The sequence below is a fragment of the Rhodococcus huquni genome (assembly GCF_055231055.1).
The window spans coordinates 171,583-188,061 of the sequence record NZ_JBUYWE010000005.1 but is presented as its reverse complement, the minus strand read 5'-3'; the positions used below and the strand labels follow the sequence as shown (position 1 = coordinate 188,061).

Sequence of the window (16,479 nt, the reverse complement as noted above, 5' to 3'; positions counted from 1 at the left end):
GACGCTAGCGCGACTCACTCACTCCGCCGAGCGCGGCCCGCTGAGCGTCGACCGTGTCGAGCACAGCATCGACGACGGCGGCCACCTCGGGCCGGCGCAACGACTCGGGCCGTGCCACCAACCAGTACGACAGAACCGTCTCGATTTCGCTCGGGAGAATCCGCACCAGATCGTCGTGCCGATCGGCCATGAAGCACGGCAGCAAGCCGAGGCCCGCTCCCGCACGCGTCGCCTCGACGTGCACGAACACATTGGTGGACGTCACCGACTCGCGCATGGGGGCGGTCATCTTGCGGGCCAGATCCAACTCGTCCACCTGCAGCATCGAGTCGACGAAGTAGACCAGCGAATGCTCCGCGAGATCCGCCGGAACCTGCGGCGCACGTCGCGATTCCAGGTACGAACGCGAGGCATAGAGGCCGAGCGCGTAGTCGGCCAGCCACGTCGCCTCGGCTCGGTGCACCTGCGGTTTTCCCACCACCACCTCGACGTCGAGTCCAGATCGATTCTGAGATGCACGTCTGGTCACCGCCACGATCTCGACCGCCACGTCGGGGTGGCGCCTTCGCACGTTCGCGCCGGCCGGTGCTGCGATGTAGGCACTGAATCCGTCGGTCGCGGACAACCGCACGACACCCTGCAGGCGTTCGACACCACCTCGTTCGGTCACAAGAGCGTCGAGAGCCGATTCGATCCTCTCGGCGGACTCCAATGCTCGGCGCCCGAGATCGGTGAGTTCCCATCCCCCGGCGTCACGCACCAGCACCCGGCCGCCGAGGCACCTCTCGAGGTGCGCGACGCGCCTCGCGACCGTCGTGTGATTGACGCCGAGGTCGTCTGCCGCGGTGTTGTACCGGCCACTGCGGCCGACCGCGAGCAGGACCAACAGGTCGTCGGCGCTGGGGAACTCCACGTCCGGTGCCATATCTGCATATTTGCACACAGTGAGTGCAAGAGGGGTCATTGTGTGAGCGAATTTCTGCATCGATACTTTGGGTCATTGCTGTGTCGCCGGTCACACACGGCACGAAACGTAAGGGGAACAACATGAGCGTCGATGCGAGTCCTCACGAACGAGAATCGGCACCGTCCGGACTGAAGAAAGTCGTCGGCGCCTCGATGGCAGGCACCGTCGTGGAGTGGTACGAATTCTTTCTCTACGGCACCGCCGCGACCCTGGTCTTCAGCAAGGTGTTCTTCGCTGCCGGTGAGAACGAACTCGACGCGATCATTGCCGCATTCATCACGTATGCGGTCGGATTCGCCGCGCGTCCACTCGGTGGCATCGTCTTCGGACACTTCGGCGACAAGTTCGGCCGCAAGCAACTGCTCCAGTTCAGCCTGATCCTGGTGGGCGCGGCCACGTTCCTGATGGGCTGCCTGCCCACCTTCGATCAGATCGGCTACTGGGCGCCCGCCCTGCTCGTCACGCTGAGGTTCATTCAGGGCTTCGCCGTCGGTGGCGAATGGGGCGGTGCCGTACTTCTCGTCGCCGAACACAGCCCCGATCGGTCGCGCGGGTTCTGGGCGTCGTGGCCGCAGGCAGGAGTGCCGGTCGGCAACCTGCTGGCCACGGTCGTCCTACTGATCCTCACCACCACACTCTCGGACGAGGCCTTCCTCGGCTGGGGTTGGCGAGTCGCGTTCTGGCTGTCCGCGGTCATCGTTCTCGTCGGCTACTACATTCGCACCAAGGTCACCGACGCCCCGATCTTCGTGCAGGCTCAGGCCGAGGCCGAGAAGGTCAAGGCCACGTCCTACAGCGTGTTCGAGGTCGTGAAGCGTTACCCCCGAGGTGTTCTCACCGCGATGGGCCTGCGCTTCGCGGAGAACATCATGTACTACCTCGTGGTGACGTTCTCGATCACGTATCTCAAGGTGGTGGTGGACGCCGATACCGCACACATCCTGTGGTGGATGTTGGCTGCTCACGCCGTGCACTTCGCCGTCGTTCCGCTGATCGGACACCTTTCCGACACCATCGGTCGCCGTCCCGTGTACCTGATCGGCGCCGTCACAGCCGGCACCTGGGGGTTCTTCGCCTTCCCGATGATGGACACCGGCGAGAACCTGACGATCATCGCCGCCATCGTCATCGGCCTCGTGTTCCACGCGTTCATGTACGCGGGACAGCCGGCGATCATGGCCGAGATGTTCCCCACCAGGATGCGCTATTCCGGTGTGTCACTGGGATATCAGGTGACGTCGATCGTGGCGGGGTCCCTGGCACCGATCATCGCAGCGAGCCTCCTCGAAAAGTTCGATTCGTCGGTGCCGATTGCCGTCTATCTCGCGATCGCGTCCCTGGTGACCATCGTCGCCGTGATCTATGCGCGAGAGACGAAAGGCATTGCCCTGGAATCCATCGATGCCGAAGACGCCCGCCTTGTCGCCGAAGACGAGCAGTCCGTACAGCGAGTGCGCGCATGACCGAACACACCCTGACCGGCCGTAAGGCATTGGTCACCGGCGGCGCCGGTGGAATCGGCGCCGCATGTGCTCGGGCGCTGGCAGCACGTGGCGCCGCTGTGACGGTCGCCGACCGCGATGGCGCGGCGGCGAAGCGAGTCGCGGACGAGATAGAGGGAACCGCGTGGGAGACAGACCTGTCCGACACGGCTGCACTGGAATCGATCAACTTGGAAGTCGACATCCTGGTCAACAACGCGGGCGTGCAGACCATCAGCCCCATCGAGGAATTCGACCCCGATGCGTTTCGCCGCATTCAACGCCTGATGGTGGAGTCACCGTTTCTTCTGATCCGTGCCGCGCTACCGCACATGTACGCCAACGGATTCGGAAGGGTGATCAACGTGTCCTCGGTGCACGGACTCCGTGCGTCCCCGTTCAAATCCGCCTACGTCACGGCAAAACACGGACTCGAAGGCCTCTCCAAGGCGACCGCTCTGGAAGGTGGCCCCAGAGGTGTGACCAGCAACTGCGTCAATCCCGGTTACGTCTCGACTCCATTGGTACAGAAGCAGATCGCCGATCAAGCCCGTATCCACGGGATCGGCGAGGACGAGGTGATCGAGAAGATCATGCTCGCCGACAACGCCGTTCGGCGACTCGTCGAGTCCGCGGAGGTCGCATCCCTCGCGTGCTGGCTTGCCTCCGCAGACTCGGCCATGGTGACGGGCGCGTCCTACACGATGGACGGCGGCTGGACTGCGCGGTGAGTCCACAGCGGTGGTCCGCACACGAATTATCGTGTGCGGACCACCGATTCGACCGTCAGCGTCGACGATCGTGTCCCATCAGATCAGAGACCACCGAGCAGCAGGTGAAGTACATCGCCGACGATTCCGACCAGTCCGGCTACGAGTCCCATGTGACATCCCTTCATCGGTTTTCCGCCTGCGGCGGTGCTCTTTTCGAGCTGTGAACGAACCTATGGAGGGGTTGTTGCCGGAATATTTCTCACGCGTAAGAGTGTTCGGCAACTCAGGAAACATTTACTCGGGCTAATAATGTGTCCCAGGTCTCACCGGTGTCGAGACGCGGTATACCGTGACGGCAGGCCCGACGCAGAGAAGGAGTCGACGATGAGCGCCCGTACGCCGAGCAAGTGGGAAGAGATCACCTCTGTCGATCCGACGCACTCCACGCGATACGTGGAGCGCTTTCGCACCATGTCCGCCGACGGCGCCGACATCGTCGGTGAAGCACGACTCGTGGACGCGATGCTGGAGCGCGGAAGTCGAGTTCTCGATGCAGGGTGTGGGCCGGGGCGCATCGGCGGCTACCTGCACGACGCGGGTCACACCGTCGTGGGCGTCGACGTCGACCCGGTGCTGATCGAGGCGGCCGAAAGCGATCATCCTGGCCCCACCTGGCTCGTTGGCGACCTCTCCGAGCTGGATCTCGCATCGCGAGGAGTCACGGCCGAGTTCGACGTCATCGTGTGCGCAGGGAACGTGGTGACCTTCCTCGCCCCGTCGACGCGCGTGAACGTCCTCGAGGGATTCGGGCGCCATCTGGCCCCGTCCGGACGTGCCGTCATCGGGTTCGGAGCGGACCGCGGCTACGAGTTTCCGCAGTTCCTCGCCGACGCCGAGGCAGCCGGACTCACCGCGGACGTATTGCTCTCGACGTGGGATCTACAACCGTTCACCGAGGAGTCGGACTTCCTCGTGGCCGTGCTGTCGCGCACCACCGACGGTTGAGCCGAATCAGCTCGGGATCGAGATCTTGCCCTCGACCGCCGACAGCCCGATGTCACTGCGGAAGTGACTGCCCGGCAGCTTGATCGCCTCGATCTTGGCGTAGGCGTCGGCACGTGCTGCCGTGAGATCGTTGCCGACACCGACGACGCTCAACACCCGACCGCCGGCCGACACGACCTTGCCGTCGACGACCTTGGTGCCCGCGTGGAGCACGCCTTCTCCCTCCGAACCCACGATGACATCACCGGTTCGCGGGGACGCCGGGTAGTCCTCCGCCGCGATCACGACCGTGACTGCCGAGCCGTCATGCCACTGCAGTTCGCCCACGTCCTCGAGGGTTCCGGTGGCCGTCGCGTTCAGCACCTCACCGAGCGGAGACTCGAGTAGTGCGAGCACGGCCTGCGTCTCCGGGTCACCGAAGCGGCAGTTGAACTCGACCACGGCCGGGCCGGCACTGCCCATCGCCAATCCGGCGTAGAGCAGCCCCGAAAAAGCACTGCCCCGGTTCACCAGTTCTGCGGCGACGGGCTTCACAACCGTGTTCACGATCTCGTCGACGGCACCCGCAGGGAGCCACGGCAGCGGCGTGTACGCGCCCATACCACCGGTATTGGGGCCGGTGTCCCCGTCGCCGACGCGCTTGTGATCCTGCGCGGGCAGCAGGGGCACGACGGTCTCGCCGTCCACCAGACAGAAAAGGGAGACCTCGGGGCCGTCGAGGAACGACTCCAACAGCACGGGGTGCCCGTTCTCCAAGAGCTCCGCTGCGTGATCGCGTGCGGCCGAGCGGTCGGTGGTGACCACGACGCCCTTGCCGGCGGCGAGACCGTCGTCCTTGACGACCCAATTGGGTCCGAAGCGATCGAGCGCGGCGTCCAGCTCGGCCGGGTTGTCCACGATTTCACTGTGGGCGGTCCGGACCCCGGCAGTCGCCATGACGTCCTTGGCGAACGCCTTCGAGCCCTCGATGCGAGCCGCGTCGGCCGACGGGCCGAAGCACGCGATACCGGCGCTGCGCACGGCATCCGCAACGCCGAGCACCAGTGGCACCTCCGGACCGATCACGACCAGATCCGCCGACACCTCCTTCGCCAGTGCCGTCACGGCCTCGCCGGAGGACGCGTCGACAGGGTGCTGTTCGGCGACCTTGGCGATCCCGGCGTTACCGGGGGCACACATCAACGCAGTGACACCTGGGTCACGAGCGAGAGCGAGGAGAAGGGCATGTTCACGGGCTCCGGAGCCGATAACGAGTACGCGCACGGATGTCAGCTTACGGCCCACACGTCGCACGCTCGGCCGGTGCCGACGGTATCGACAACCGAAGGGGTCGAATGTACGGTCATTCCATAATTCCGAAATTCCGAATATTTGGAGTTCTTATGCTCAGCGCTGGTGCCAGGCTCAGAATCCCGAAGATCGTGGGCGTCGTCGTCGCCGTGACCGCGAGCATGGTGGCGTGCGGGAACGGCACCGCCGAGACTCCGGAAGCGTCGGCCTGCGGCCCACTCCCGCCGGCCGGTGTCGATTCGGCCGAGGGATGGATCGGCTATCTCGGCGAGCACGGGGACGACATCGGCCTCCTCGTCGACGACGGAAACGGGACGGTAGTCGAGCATCGGGCCGAAGAGTCGATGCCGACGGCCTCCGCGATCAAGGTCGTTCATCTCGCGGCCTACGCACACGCCGTGGCGAACGGCGATCTCGACCCGAACGAGTCGGTACCGGTGTCGGAGTGGGAACGCTGGTACCTCCCGGGCACCGATGGCGACGCCCACCTGCGCGCACTACAGAGACTCGGGGTCGACGGGCCGGACGCTTCCGTCACTCTCGAGCAGATGGTGTCGGCGATGATTCAGGAAAGCGACAACGCAGTCCCCGACTACTTGCGAGGTCGATTGGGTGACGACGCCCTTCTCGCCGCGGCCGAGCGCGGCGGTTGGGCCGACTTCGAGGTTCCTACGATGCTCGGATCCACGATCGCCCTCCTCGATCCTGCGGTGAGTGGCGATGCCCTGTGGCCCGCGGCCCAGCGGTACGCGAGCGACCCCGCCTATCGGGACGAGGTGACGCGCCTTCCTGTCACCGACGATTTCGAACTCGCCAACGACCGCGTCGACGAATCCGGAGCACACGGCACCGTAGCCGGGTTGTCCGCCCTCCACAGGTCGATCGCTACCGGCGACTTCGGGCCCGGCTCCGAAACAGCGCGGGCGCAACTCGAGTGGCAGCCCGCGCCCCCCGGTACCGAGGGCCTCGGCTTCAAGGGCGGGAACCTGCCTGGCGTGCTCACCGAAGCGATGACGATGCGCCGCACCGACGGGACGATAGCCAACGCCGTCCTGTTCGTCGATCGCCTGTCACTCGACGACTACACCAGCGCAACCACGAGTTTCGCCCACCAGCAGTTGCTTCTGCAGGCCATGACGGACCCCGCCACATTCGATCAGTTGGGTTGCGCGGTGTGAACGACCACGAAGGGCGTTTGGCCGAGCTCGAAGCACGTGTACACGCACTGGAGCAGCGAGGTTCGGCCGCCCGAGAGTCGGAAACCCCGGCCGGCGAGGCAGGCACGGTGGGTTACCAGGGCACCGTCGCCCTGTCCGGCGATGTGTCGTGGACCATCCGCTACGACGCCGCGGCAACACTCGACCTCGCACCCGGCGGCATCACCACTGTTCTTGCCGCCCTGGGAAACCCGGTTCGTCTCGAAATCGTGCGAACGTTGCTTCGCGGCCCTGCCGCGGCCACCGAACTGCAGGAATCAGTAGGCCTGTCGTCCGCAGGGCAGCTTTATCACCATCTGAAGGCGCTCACCGGTGCGCGCATCGTCGAACAGGAATCGCGTAACCGCTACGGCATTCCAGCCGCCAAGGTGGTCCCGCTCATGATCGTCACGCTCGCAGCGGCAGACATCTCCGAACAATTGGGTTAGCACCTATCCTCGGGAGCATGGCTTCCGTATTCAGCGCAATCATCAGCGGAGATATCCCCGGCCGATTCGTGTGGGAGGACGAGGACGTCGTCGCCTTCCTCACCATCGCGCCGATCACCCAAGGTCACACCCTCGTCGTACCCCGCAAGGAGGTCGACCAGTGGCAGGACGTGGACGGAGAACTGTTCGCCAAGGTGACCGAGGTCGCGCGCACAATTGGCCGGGCGGTGCGTCCCGCATTCGACGCGCCCCGGGCGGGTCTGCTGATAGCGGGGCTCGAAGTCCCGCACCTGCACGTGCACGTCTTTCCCGCCTACGACATGGGCGACTTCGACATCAGTGGCGCGGACACCGATCCGTCACCCGAATCGATGGACGAGGCAGCCGAAAAGATCAAGGCCACCCTGCGCGAACAGGGACACGGAGCGAACGCGCCGGCCTGACCGGCTCACTCGTCGGTGCGAGGTAGTTCGACTCGGAACGTCGCACCCTTGCCCGGCTCACTGTCGACCGCGACCACACCGTCGTGGCCCGCGACGAGAGCGGCCACGATCGACAGACCCAAACCGCTGCCGCCGCTCTCCCTGGTCCGGGACGTGTCGGTCCGGTAGAAGCGCTCGAACACCTTCTGCCGGTCCTCTTCTCCGAGGCCCGGCCCGGTATCCACGACCTCGAGAAATGCACTGGTGTCGGTGGTGCCGAGCCGGACCGTGACGTCCGCGGACTCGGGCGTGTGGCGTAGCGCATTGGTGAGCAGGTTGCCGAGCACCTGACGAAGGCGTGCCTCGTCTCCGATTATCTGAGGCGTGCCGGGGCCCGGCACTAGTTCGAGCCGGACAGTCCGCTGTGGGGCAAGTGCCCGAGCGCCGTGTACCGCGTCCGAGGCGATCGACAACAGATCCACGGGCGTGCGTTCGAGCGGTCGTTCGGCATCGAGCCGCGCGAGCAACACCAGATCCTCGACCAGCAGCCCCATTCGCGACGCCTCGCCCTCGATGCGGCTCATCAAAGTGTCCGTATCGGTGGCCGCGCCCTGGCGGTACAGCTCGGCGAATCCGCGAATCGTAGTGAGCGGTGTGCGCAGTTCGTGGCTGGCGTCGGCGACGAATCGGCGCATCTTCTCCTCCGATTTTCGTGCCGATTCCTCCGAGGCAGCCGTTGCGGCGAACGCATGCTGGATCTGCGCCAACATCCCGTTCAGCGCCACCGAGAGTCTTCCGATCTCGGTGCGCCCGTCGCGCTCCGGCACCCGTCGATGCAAATCCCCCGAGGCGATCGCGGCGGCCGTCTCCTCCACCTCCACCAGCGGGCGCAGGCTGCGACGCACCAGGAAGTATGCGGCGACAGCCAGGACGAGCAGGACGATGGACCCGATCACCAACTGCAACACGATGAGTCGCGACATGGTGGCATCGTTGTTGCTGAGGTTGACCCCCAACGAGGTGACGGTGCCGTCAGGATTCTCTGCGGTGAGGACGCGCCAGCGCACGTCGGAGCCACCGGTGGAACCGACGGTGGTCGGTACATCGACGGCGGTGGACGGCAGGGCCGGCGCAGCACCGAAGTCGTTGATCTCCACCAGGACCGCGCCGTCGGGCGCGGTGGTGCGCACATAGAACGGACTCGGTGGCCGCCGGGCACTCGGGGCGTCCGGTGGTGGAAGTTCTCGGTCCGGATGCGGCTTCGCCCAGCCCTGAGCCGCCTCGTGCAGCTCGTGATCCACGCGCTCCGTCAGTGAGCTTTCGAGCGCGGACGTGACGGCTGCTCCGGATGCCAGCAAACCGAGACCCGCCAGTAGCGTCACTGTCGCGACCATCGCGAACCGCAACGGCAACACCGGGTATCGAGTCCGAGCGCGTGGCGTCATCGCGGTTCACGCATGACATAACCCACCCCACGCAGAGTGTGGATGAGCGGCTTCTCCCCAGTGTCGACCTTACGCCGTAGATACGATACATACGATTCCACGACGCCGACCTCTCCCCCGAAGTCGTAGTTCCACACGTGATCCAGAATGCGCGGTTTACTCAGCACGGTGCCCGCATTGACCATGAAGTAGCGCAACAGCGTGAACTCAGTCGGCGAAAGTGATACCAAGGCACCGGCCTTCCACACCTCGCGGGTGTCGTCGTCGAGTTCGATGTCCGCGAACCGAACTCGCGCCGATTGCTGCGACTGCGACACCTTGCCCGAGCGTCGCAGGATCACCCGCAGCCGAGCCACTACCTCTTCGAGGCTGAAAGGCTTCGTCACGTAGTCGTCGGCCCCCAACGTCAGACCGGTGACCTTGTCTTCGACCGCGTCCTTGGCTGTGAGGAACAGGACGGGCGCATCGACGCCGTCCGCCCGTAGCCGCCTGATCAAACCGAACCCGTCCATGCCGGGCATCATCACGTCGAGGATCAGGGCGTCGGGACGGAACGACCGAGCGCGGTCGAGACCCTCCGCACCAGCCGCGGCCGTCTCGACCTCGAATCCTTGAAACCGCAGACTGACCGCAAGCAGCTCGACGATGTTCGGTTCGTCGTCGACCACCAGGATGCGGGCTTCGGGTGTGCGGGGCTCGGGGTTCGCGTGTGTCACCCGACAATCATCACGCAGCGGGCTGGGATCGGGCTGCACATTGGCTGGGAGGTTCCTGTGAACGCTGAGCTGCACGTTCCCCAGATTTGCTAACCTGGTCCGGTCGAATGGACATCCGGACGAGCGCACCGTACCCGGCCAGCGAAAAGACGGTGCAGGAGTGTTCCTCATGGCATGGCTGGTTCTCGTCGTTTCCGGTGTTCTCGAGGCGGTCTGGGCGACCGCGCTCGGCAAATCCGAAGGTTTCACCAAACTCGCACCCTCCGTCACGTTCGGTGTGGGCCTCTTCCTGTCCATGGCAGGCCTTGCCTACGCGATGCGCACCCTCCCCACCGGCACGTCGTACGCGATCTGGGTGGGTATCGGTGCCTCGATCACCGTCGCCTACGCGATGCTCACGGGCGCGGAATCCGCATCGATCGTCAAGATTCTGCTGATTCTGGGCATCGTGGGGTGTGTCGTCGGCCTGAAGGTATTAACCTGAAGCTTGCTCGAGGTTTTACGTTCGAGTCATGACATTCAGCAAGATCTCGCTCGGCCCCGTAGGAATGTCCGTGGACATCTCCCCCGACGGCCGCCACCTGGAAAATGCAGCCGAATTCGAAGCCCTCGGATATTCCGCCCTGTGGCTGGCGGGCGGACAACTCGACTCTCTGGATCGCATCGGCGAAGTCGTCCGTGCGACCGAGAAGGTTCCGGTGATCCCCGGCATCATCGCCGTGGGTGTGCACGACGCCGATTCCGTCGCCCGTCTGTATGGGGAACTCGAAGATTCGGCGCCCAGCAGATTCGTCGCAGGACTCGGCGGCCCACAGTCTCCGAAACCGCTACGGGCACTTGGTGACTATCTGTCCCACCTGGATACGGCATCACCCACAGTTCCCCGAGACCGCAGGCTTCTGGCCGCCCTCGGCCCACGCAAACTCGAAATGGCACGCGACCGGTCCGCGGGAGCGGTGCTGCTCCTCGTCACCCCCGAGTACACGAAACAGGCCCGCAACATCCTAGGCGGCGAGTCCGTCCTGACTGTCTCGCTGTTCGTGGTGCTCGACGCCGAACCTTCCAAGGCAAGAGCCACCGCGCGGACACCCCTCGGGTTCCTCTCGACCGTCGCAGGGTATCGAGACAACTTCACACGAATGGGGTTCACCGAGCACGACATCACGACGGTTTCCGACCGTCTGGTAGACCAGCTCGTTGCGTGGGGCGATGCCGACACCATCGCCGAACAGGTCGACGCCCATCTCGCAGCCGGGGCCGACCACGTGACTCTGAGTGTGTTGCACGAAGGAGATCAGCCCACCGCGATCGAGGTCGGTCGCACACTCGCAGGCAGGTGGTAGTCGACTCCGTCACGGGAGACCCACAGGATTCATGTGTGTTGCGGGTTACAGTTACCGCATGAATCTCGTGTCGTTGGCTTTCGCACCCCTGCGGATCGGGCTCACCGCGGCCGAGGCCGGTCTCGGAGTCGCCGAGATAACCCTGACGACCATCCGCGGAGCGGTGTCCAACACGAACGCCGTCGCGGGCGTCGGAGCGCAGTCCAGGATGTCCGGCAACCCCTTGCAGATGATTCAGCAGTTGTCGTCGCTCACGGCAGGCGATCGGCCGCTCGGCCAGGCAATGGCGCCCGGCGGACCCCTCGACCGACTACTCGCCCCGGGCGGGCCGGTCGACCGCCTGACCGCCCCCGATGGCACCCTCGAGCGTCTCGTGGCCCCGGGCGGGCCACTCGAACGAATCCTCGCGCCGGGCGGCCCACTGGACCGGGTGCTTGCCGAAGACGGGACCCTGGAGCGGCTTCTCGCAGAGGGCGGCCTCCTCGACCGCCTCACCGCAGTGGACGGACCGATCGAACGCCTCACGGCGAAAGACGGCGCCGTCGAACGGCTGACCGCGCAGGGCGGGTTGGTCGATCGTGCTCTCGCCGAGGACGGAATACTCGAAACCCTCCTGGCCGAGCAAGGCGCTCTCGAACGGCTGATAGTCAAGGGCGGCCCCCTCGATCAGATCGTGGCCCTGTCGGAAACGCTGACCTCGCTGGCTCCGAACATCGAACGCATGAGCTCGAGCATCGACCTCTTGCAAGAGACGGTGGGCATCCTCAGCTCGGCGGTCGGACCGTTGGGTGACCTCGCCGGACGACTACCCGGCCGGTGGTTGCGGCGCGGCGAACGGCCCGCGCTCGACTACCCGCTCGGCCCCGAGTAATCTTCGCCGGCGATGAGGAAATGGCTGTTCCTGGCGGGCGCAATCGCCTTCGAGGTGTCCGGCACTCTCGCCTTGCGGGCGTCTCTGGACAACGGTCTGTGGGTGATCGTCGTGGCGATCGGCTACGTGGTCTCGTTCGGATTTCTGGCTGCAGTTCTGCGTGAAGGCGCACCCATCGGCGTCGCATACGGCATCTGGGGTGCCAGCGGTGTCGCACTCACGGCGGTCCTCGCGTCCTTCCTGTTCGGAGATCCCCTCACCTGGGTGATGAGTCTCGGCATCGTCGTGGTCGCAGCGGGAGTGCTGCTCGTCGAGATCGGGTCGCAGAAGGCCGAAAAGAGCCGGCAGGTCGTCCGTTGAGCTGGGTCTATCTGGTGTGCGCCATCCTGTGCGAACTCGTGGCGACCTTGTCGCTCCGCCAGTCCGACGGTCTTCGAGACAAACGATGGGCGCCCGTCATCGTCGTCGGATATCTCGTCTCGTTCGGATTCCTCGCCCTTGCACTCGACGCCGGTCTGGCAGTCGGAGTCGCCTACGGAATCTGGGCAGCAACCGGGGTGGCACTGACCGCGATCGCGGCACGCTTCCTCTTCCGGGACCCACTCACCAGGACGATGGGAGCGGGGATCGCGCTGATTGCAGCGGGCGTCCTGCTCATCGAGCTGGGTGCGCACGGTTGACGTAAAGGTCGCGCAGCAGCGCGATCTCGGCGCCGTGATGAATGACTTCCCGGTGGATGTGCAGAACCAGCTTCGCAAGAGGCGCCTCCGCGAACTGCCCTTCGGCGCTGCCACACGGACGGGCCAACCCTTCTTCTCCGAGCGAGCGCACCCCGGACATCCAGGTGGCGTACTGCTCGTCGAGTTGTCGTAGCGCCTCGTCTGCAGTCCCGGCGTATTCGAACGACTGATAGTCCACCGGCTGCGCTCCGAAATGCGCCGCGTTGCGGACGCCGAACACCCCGACCACGATGTGCCCCAGTCGCCACGCGATGGTGGTGACGGGCGCCGGTGAGGGTTCCGGAAAAGCGAAGTCGATCGTCCACTCCCCCGCACCTGCCTGCACCGGCGCACTGGACGTCCCGCGGGGCCGAACACTCCACGTGTTGTCGACAGGCTCCCAGAAGTATTCGTCGTCGGTCAGCCCGGACAGTCGGTCACGCAGCTGATTCTTCCAATGCCATTCGAGTTGATCCGTCAGTTCTTCGTTCCAGTCGATAGCCATACATCCACGCTAGGGCTACCCCCCGCCCTGTGAGTGGTTAACGAGTTCCCTGACTCTGTGCTGTCTAGGTAGACGTGGGACACGGGTGTCTACGTAGATGTGAGACAGATTCTATGCGGCGGGGCGGAGTTGTCCTTGGTAGCGCTTGGTGTGATCGAGGTGCAGATGGCCGAGGACCGCTCCGCCCCGTTCGTAGGCGGTGACGTGGTCGCCGTCGGCCAGCACGGTCACGGTCTGTCCTTTTCGTGCTCGTCCGATGTTGACGCTGGTGCCGCCGACCGAGATCACCCCTGTTTCGGACACTGTCAGTGGGTGGATGGTGGCGTCCTGCTGGGCGGGCAGGTGGTCGGTCCACCGAGGGTCGGGGCGGTGTTCCATGCTTGGTGCGGAGTCATGTCGACGGCACTGTGACGACGTTCGGTGTTGTAGAAATGCTGGTAGCGGCCGCACAGGTGTTGCAGCTCTTTCATCGTCTCCGGTGCTGCCGTGTCGGTGAGCCATTCCTTGAAGGTGCGGTGGTGGCGTTCGACTTTGCCGCAGGTCTGCGGGTGATAGGGGCTCGAGTGGATCAGCCGGGCCTCGGCGTCGGTGACGTGACGGGTGAACCTCGATGTGCCGCCGGTGGTGAGCCGTGAAGTGAATGCGGTGCCGTTGTCGGAGAGCACGATCGCGGGCACTCCGAAGTCGGCGAATGCCGCGCTGATGGCGGCGATTGCGCCCGCTGCGGTCTCGCGGGGTGCGGCCACCGATGCGACGAGGGTGCGGGTGCAGTCGTCGAGGACTTCGAAGACCACCACTTTCTCGCCGGTGGTGAGGGCCAGTTCGGTGGCGTCGATCTGATAGCAGTCCCTCGGCCGGGCGTACTGGAATCGGCGATACGACGATTTCGGTCGTTTGCGTGGCTGCGGAACAACCAGACCACGGCGTTGGAGGATGTTGTTGATCGTTGCCCGCGAGGGAACCGCCAATCCCTGCTTGTTCCAGTCTTGTTCGCGGGCAACTGCCCTCAGGTGATAGGCGATGGTCTCGGCACCGTTGTCGCGTCCGAGTGCTCCGCGCAATCGCACGATCTCGTCTTCGATCCGGGCAAGGGTGCGGTGCGGGCTCGAGGAGGGCCGGCGTGACTTTTCGGTCCACCGGCCCTCCTCGAGGATCCGTTTGCGGTGCCGGTATGCGGTGGCACGGGCAATGCCGTTTGTTGCACACCAGGCTTTGAAGTTGCCGCCGAACATGTCGCCGTCGTGGCCAAGTGCCACAGTCAACGAGGCGTCGAGCAGTTTCATGCGGGCATCCGATCTGGCCATGGATAGTCCATAGCCGGTCTCAGGTGCCCACGTGCACCTCCACAGCAGCGTGTCTCACATCTGGGTAGACATCTCGTGTCTCACATGTCCCCAGACTGAACAGAGTTCCCTGACTCGTCGGCCGCTCACAGGGTTCACCTTGACGCGCCCGCGAATCGTCGTACTGCGGCCAGGAAGTCGTCGATGTCGTCGGCCGAGTGGAGGAAGCTCGTCACCAGTCGAACCACCCCGGGCTCCCACCTGTCGCCATAGAAGCCGTACCCGGCTTCTCGAAGGGCCGAGATCAGCTCGGCGGGGAATCGACAGAACAGGATGTTCGCGCCCGCGTCGCCGAGCACGTCCACATTCGCCACAGTGCGCAGACCGGCCCGCATGCGTGCGGCCATCTCGTTTGCTCGACGGGCGTTGTCCAGCCATAGATCGTCCGTGAGGTAGGCGCCCAGCTGTGCATTCTGAAAACGCATCTTCGACGTCAACTGCCCACCACGCTTGTGGCGGTACGCGAGTTCAGTTGCCAACGACGGATCGAACGACACGATGGCATCCGCGGTCATGGCGCCGTTCTTCGTTGCGCCGAACGACAGTACGTCGACGCCGAGCCGCCACGTCATCTCCGCCGGGGTCACGTCGAGAGCCACCAGCGCATTGGCGAATCGAGCGCCGTCCATGTGCACACGAAGTCCTGCGTCGTGCGCGATATCCGCAAGCTCGCGCAGTTCGTCGACTGTGTAGACGCTGCCGGTCTCGGTGGCCTGCGTGAAGCTGACGACGGACGGTTGCACGCTGTGCACGTCGCCGCGTTTGCGATTCACCGCCACCCCGAGATGCTCGGGGTCGATCTTCGAATGCACGCCGTCGACGTGAACGATCTTCGCGCCGTTGGTGAAGAACTCGGGAGCACCCGCCTCGTCGGCTCCGATGTGTGCGTCGGGATGGGCCAGGACGCTCCCCCACGGCGGTGTGAGGGCGGCGAGCCCGATCGCATTGGCCGCCGATCCTGTTCCGACGGGAAACACGTCCACCGGGTGTTCGAAGACGGTGGCGAACTGCTCGGCCACCTCTCGTGACAACTCGTCGTTCCCGTACGGCGCCGCGAGTCCGTTCGACGCCGCCCCGACAGCCTCGAGTATCTCGGGCGACGCACCCGCCGCGTTGTCGCTGAGGTAGCCGCGCAAGACGGGGGTCGTGGAAGTCATATACGTACGGTAGCCACTTCTCACGCCGAGGCGAGGCGCTTGGTGGAGCGGCGGAACGCCCATACGACCACCAGCACGACAAGGGCCGTCAGTGGCGTACCCATGGCGATCTTCGCGAAAGCCAACCATCCGGTTGCGTCGATGTCGTACAGCCAGTGCTTCACCACGAACCGTGCTGCGAAGACGACGGTGGCCGCCAGCGTCGCGATGTCGTGTGCACGCATCGTGGGCCCGTCCGCACGCCAGGCGTACTTGCGGCCGTGAACCGCGTTCCAGACGACGCCGGTCAACGGCCTACGCACGATCAGCGACGACAGCATGAGAATCGTGCCGGCAAGACTCGCCCAGATCCCGAGCAGGAAGAATCCGCCGGCCGATCCCGTCCAGAGCGCGACACCGCCGGCGGAGGCCACGGCGATCACGCCGCCCAGTGCCACGGAGAGGCGCTCACCTCGCCGGACCCGAAACCCGGTGAGCCCGATCGCGATGGCCAGTGCGATCGCGATCGCGACAGGCAACGACGCGAAGGAGGTCGACGCCGCGAACGCGGCGACCGGGAGCGCCATGTAGAGCATCCCCGACACACCGCCGAGTCCGTCGACCAGTGCCTGCGTCATATCAACCGGGGCCGCCGCCTCGGTCGTGCTTTCGTCTGCCTGGTCGTGCATACGCTTCTCGTCGATCACGCTCATGTCGTCCTCCCAGGTTGTGCGCGTTCCGGTCTGCGTCCTGCGATCAAGAACAGTCCGTGCCGCTGCGGCACACTCAACCCTTCCAGTTTGTGACTTGACTCACATATCGCTGTTCGGTCACCCAGTACTACGACCGTCACGAACCATGCCGCGACGGCACAGTTC

20 protein-coding genes and 1 riboswitch are annotated in these 16,479 nt (G+C 65.0%); of the genes, 11 read left to right on the top strand and 9 right to left on the bottom strand.

The window, feature by feature from the left end; genetic code table 11:
- Nucleotides 1-4: 4 nt before the first annotated feature.
- Entirely contained in the window at nucleotides 5-925 is a 921-nt protein-coding gene (locus ACZI8R_RS12040; protein ID WP_463379850.1) for a LysR family transcriptional regulator, read from the bottom strand.
- Between the two features lie 122 nt (nucleotides 926-1,047).
- On the opposite strand from ACZI8R_RS12040, the gene ACZI8R_RS12035 reads away from it, so the two are divergent.
- From ACZI8R_RS12035 to ACZI8R_RS12025, 3 genes are all read left to right on the top strand, one after another.
- Nucleotides 1,048-2,430, top strand: a complete 1,383-nt coding sequence (locus ACZI8R_RS12035) for an MFS transporter (protein WP_463379849.1) — start codon at nucleotides 1,048-1,050, stop codon at nucleotides 2,428-2,430.
- On the top strand, nucleotides 2,427-3,179 hold the full coding sequence (locus ACZI8R_RS12030; protein ID WP_463379848.1) for a 3-hydroxybutyrate dehydrogenase: 753 nt from the start codon (nucleotides 2,427-2,429) through the stop codon (nucleotides 3,177-3,179). The genes ACZI8R_RS12035 and ACZI8R_RS12030 overlap by 4 nt, the downstream gene beginning before the upstream one ends.
- 366 nt (nucleotides 3,180-3,545) lie before the next feature.
- Nucleotides 3,546-4,166: a class I SAM-dependent methyltransferase gene (locus ACZI8R_RS12025; RefSeq protein ID WP_463379847.1), complete on the top strand. Its 621-nt coding sequence runs from the start codon at nucleotides 3,546-3,548 to the stop codon at nucleotides 4,164-4,166.
- A 6-nt stretch (nucleotides 4,167-4,172) separates the two neighbouring features.
- On the opposite strand, the gene purD is transcribed toward ACZI8R_RS12025, so the two are convergent.
- Entirely contained in the window at nucleotides 4,173-5,429 is a 1,257-nt protein-coding gene (gene purD / locus ACZI8R_RS12020) for a phosphoribosylamine--glycine ligase (protein WP_463379846.1), read from the bottom strand.
- Between the two features lie 119 nt (nucleotides 5,430-5,548).
- Here purD and ACZI8R_RS12015 point away from each other — a divergent pair, with 119 nt between their 5' ends.
- The 3 genes from ACZI8R_RS12015 to ACZI8R_RS12005 are packed head-to-tail and all read left to right on the top strand — an operon-like array spanning nucleotide 5,549 to nucleotide 7,544.
- Nucleotides 5,549-6,634 carry a serine hydrolase gene (locus ACZI8R_RS12015; protein ID WP_463379845.1) on the top strand — a complete coding sequence of 362 codons (1,086 nt, stop codon included), beginning with the start codon at nucleotides 5,549-5,551 and terminating at the stop codon, nucleotides 6,632-6,634.
- A complete protein-coding gene (locus tag ACZI8R_RS12010; protein ID WP_463379844.1) occupies nucleotides 6,622-7,101 on the top strand; it encodes an ArsR/SmtB family transcription factor in 480 nt (159 codons plus the stop codon). The genes ACZI8R_RS12015 and ACZI8R_RS12010 overlap by 13 nt, the downstream gene beginning before the upstream one ends.
- A gap of 17 nt (nucleotides 7,102-7,118) precedes the next feature.
- Nucleotides 7,119-7,544: an HIT family protein gene (locus ACZI8R_RS12005; RefSeq protein WP_463379843.1), complete on the top strand. Its 426-nt coding sequence runs from the start codon at nucleotides 7,119-7,121 to the stop codon at nucleotides 7,542-7,544.
- A gap of 5 nt (nucleotides 7,545-7,549) precedes the next feature.
- Here the strand turns inward: ACZI8R_RS12005 and ACZI8R_RS12000 are convergent, their stop codons facing one another.
- Nucleotides 7,550-8,968 (bottom strand): sensor histidine kinase, encoded by a 1,419-nt coding sequence (locus ACZI8R_RS12000; protein ID WP_463379842.1) that lies wholly within the window; start codon nucleotides 8,966-8,968, stop codon nucleotides 7,550-7,552.
- Complete coding sequence (locus tag ACZI8R_RS11995) at nucleotides 8,965-9,684, bottom strand: response regulator transcription factor (RefSeq protein WP_463379841.1); 720 nt, start codon at nucleotides 9,682-9,684, stop codon at nucleotides 8,965-8,967. The genes ACZI8R_RS12000 and ACZI8R_RS11995 overlap by 4 nt, the downstream gene beginning before the upstream one ends.
- Before the next feature lie 92 nt (nucleotides 9,685-9,776).
- A riboswitch (guanidine-III (ykkC-III) riboswitch) is annotated at nucleotides 9,777-9,843 on the top strand.
- A 10-nt stretch (nucleotides 9,844-9,853) separates the two neighbouring features.
- On the opposite strand from ACZI8R_RS11995, the gene ACZI8R_RS11990 reads away from it, so the two are divergent.
- From ACZI8R_RS11990 to ACZI8R_RS11970, 5 genes are read left to right on the top strand one after another with little or no spacing between them, the layout of a single operon-like run.
- Complete coding sequence (locus tag ACZI8R_RS11990; protein ID WP_463379840.1) at nucleotides 9,854-10,168, top strand: DMT family transporter; 315 nt, start codon at nucleotides 9,854-9,856, stop codon at nucleotides 10,166-10,168.
- Nucleotides 10,169-10,196: 28 nt separating this feature from the next.
- Nucleotides 10,197-11,027, top strand: a complete 831-nt coding sequence (locus ACZI8R_RS11985) for a TIGR03620 family F420-dependent LLM class oxidoreductase (RefSeq protein WP_463379839.1) — start codon at nucleotides 10,197-10,199, stop codon at nucleotides 11,025-11,027.
- Nucleotides 11,028-11,085: 58 nt separating this feature from the next.
- Nucleotides 11,086-11,898: an ABC transporter gene (locus ACZI8R_RS11980; protein WP_463379838.1), complete on the top strand. Its 813-nt coding sequence runs from the start codon at nucleotides 11,086-11,088 to the stop codon at nucleotides 11,896-11,898.
- Between the two features lie 12 nt (nucleotides 11,899-11,910).
- Nucleotides 11,911-12,258 carry a DMT family transporter gene (locus tag ACZI8R_RS11975; protein ID WP_463379837.1) on the top strand — a complete coding sequence of 116 codons (348 nt, stop codon included), beginning with the start codon at nucleotides 11,911-11,913 and terminating at the stop codon, nucleotides 12,256-12,258.
- Complete coding sequence (locus tag ACZI8R_RS11970) at nucleotides 12,255-12,578, top strand: DMT family transporter (protein WP_463379836.1); 324 nt, start codon at nucleotides 12,255-12,257, stop codon at nucleotides 12,576-12,578. The genes ACZI8R_RS11975 and ACZI8R_RS11970 overlap by 4 nt, the downstream gene beginning before the upstream one ends.
- On the opposite strand, the gene ACZI8R_RS11965 is transcribed toward ACZI8R_RS11970, so the two are convergent.
- The 5 genes from ACZI8R_RS11965 to ACZI8R_RS11945 form a co-directional block, all read right to left on the bottom strand.
- Nucleotides 12,553-13,122: a DinB family protein gene (locus tag ACZI8R_RS11965; protein ID WP_463379835.1), complete on the bottom strand. Its 570-nt coding sequence runs from the start codon at nucleotides 13,120-13,122 to the stop codon at nucleotides 12,553-12,555. The two genes, ACZI8R_RS11970 and ACZI8R_RS11965, sit on opposite strands and share 26 nt — an antisense overlap.
- 111 nt (nucleotides 13,123-13,233) lie before the next feature.
- On the bottom strand, nucleotides 13,234-13,425 hold the full coding sequence (locus ACZI8R_RS11960; protein ID WP_463379834.1) for a hypothetical protein: 192 nt from the start codon (nucleotides 13,423-13,425) through the stop codon (nucleotides 13,234-13,236).
- A gap of 2 nt (nucleotides 13,426-13,427) precedes the next feature.
- Nucleotides 13,428-14,426 carry a DDE-type integrase/transposase/recombinase gene (locus ACZI8R_RS11955; RefSeq protein ID WP_463379833.1) on the bottom strand — a complete coding sequence of 333 codons (999 nt, stop codon included), beginning with the start codon at nucleotides 14,424-14,426 and terminating at the stop codon, nucleotides 13,428-13,430.
- A 134-nt stretch (nucleotides 14,427-14,560) separates the two neighbouring features.
- Nucleotides 14,561-15,622 (bottom strand): threonine aldolase family protein, encoded by a 1,062-nt coding sequence (locus tag ACZI8R_RS11950; RefSeq protein WP_463379832.1) that lies wholly within the window; start codon nucleotides 15,620-15,622, stop codon nucleotides 14,561-14,563.
- A gap of 20 nt (nucleotides 15,623-15,642) precedes the next feature.
- Nucleotides 15,643-16,314 carry a DUF3159 domain-containing protein gene (locus tag ACZI8R_RS11945; RefSeq protein ID WP_463379831.1) on the bottom strand — a complete coding sequence of 224 codons (672 nt, stop codon included), beginning with the start codon at nucleotides 16,312-16,314 and terminating at the stop codon, nucleotides 15,643-15,645.
- Between the last annotated feature and the right edge of the window lie 165 nt (nucleotides 16,315-16,479).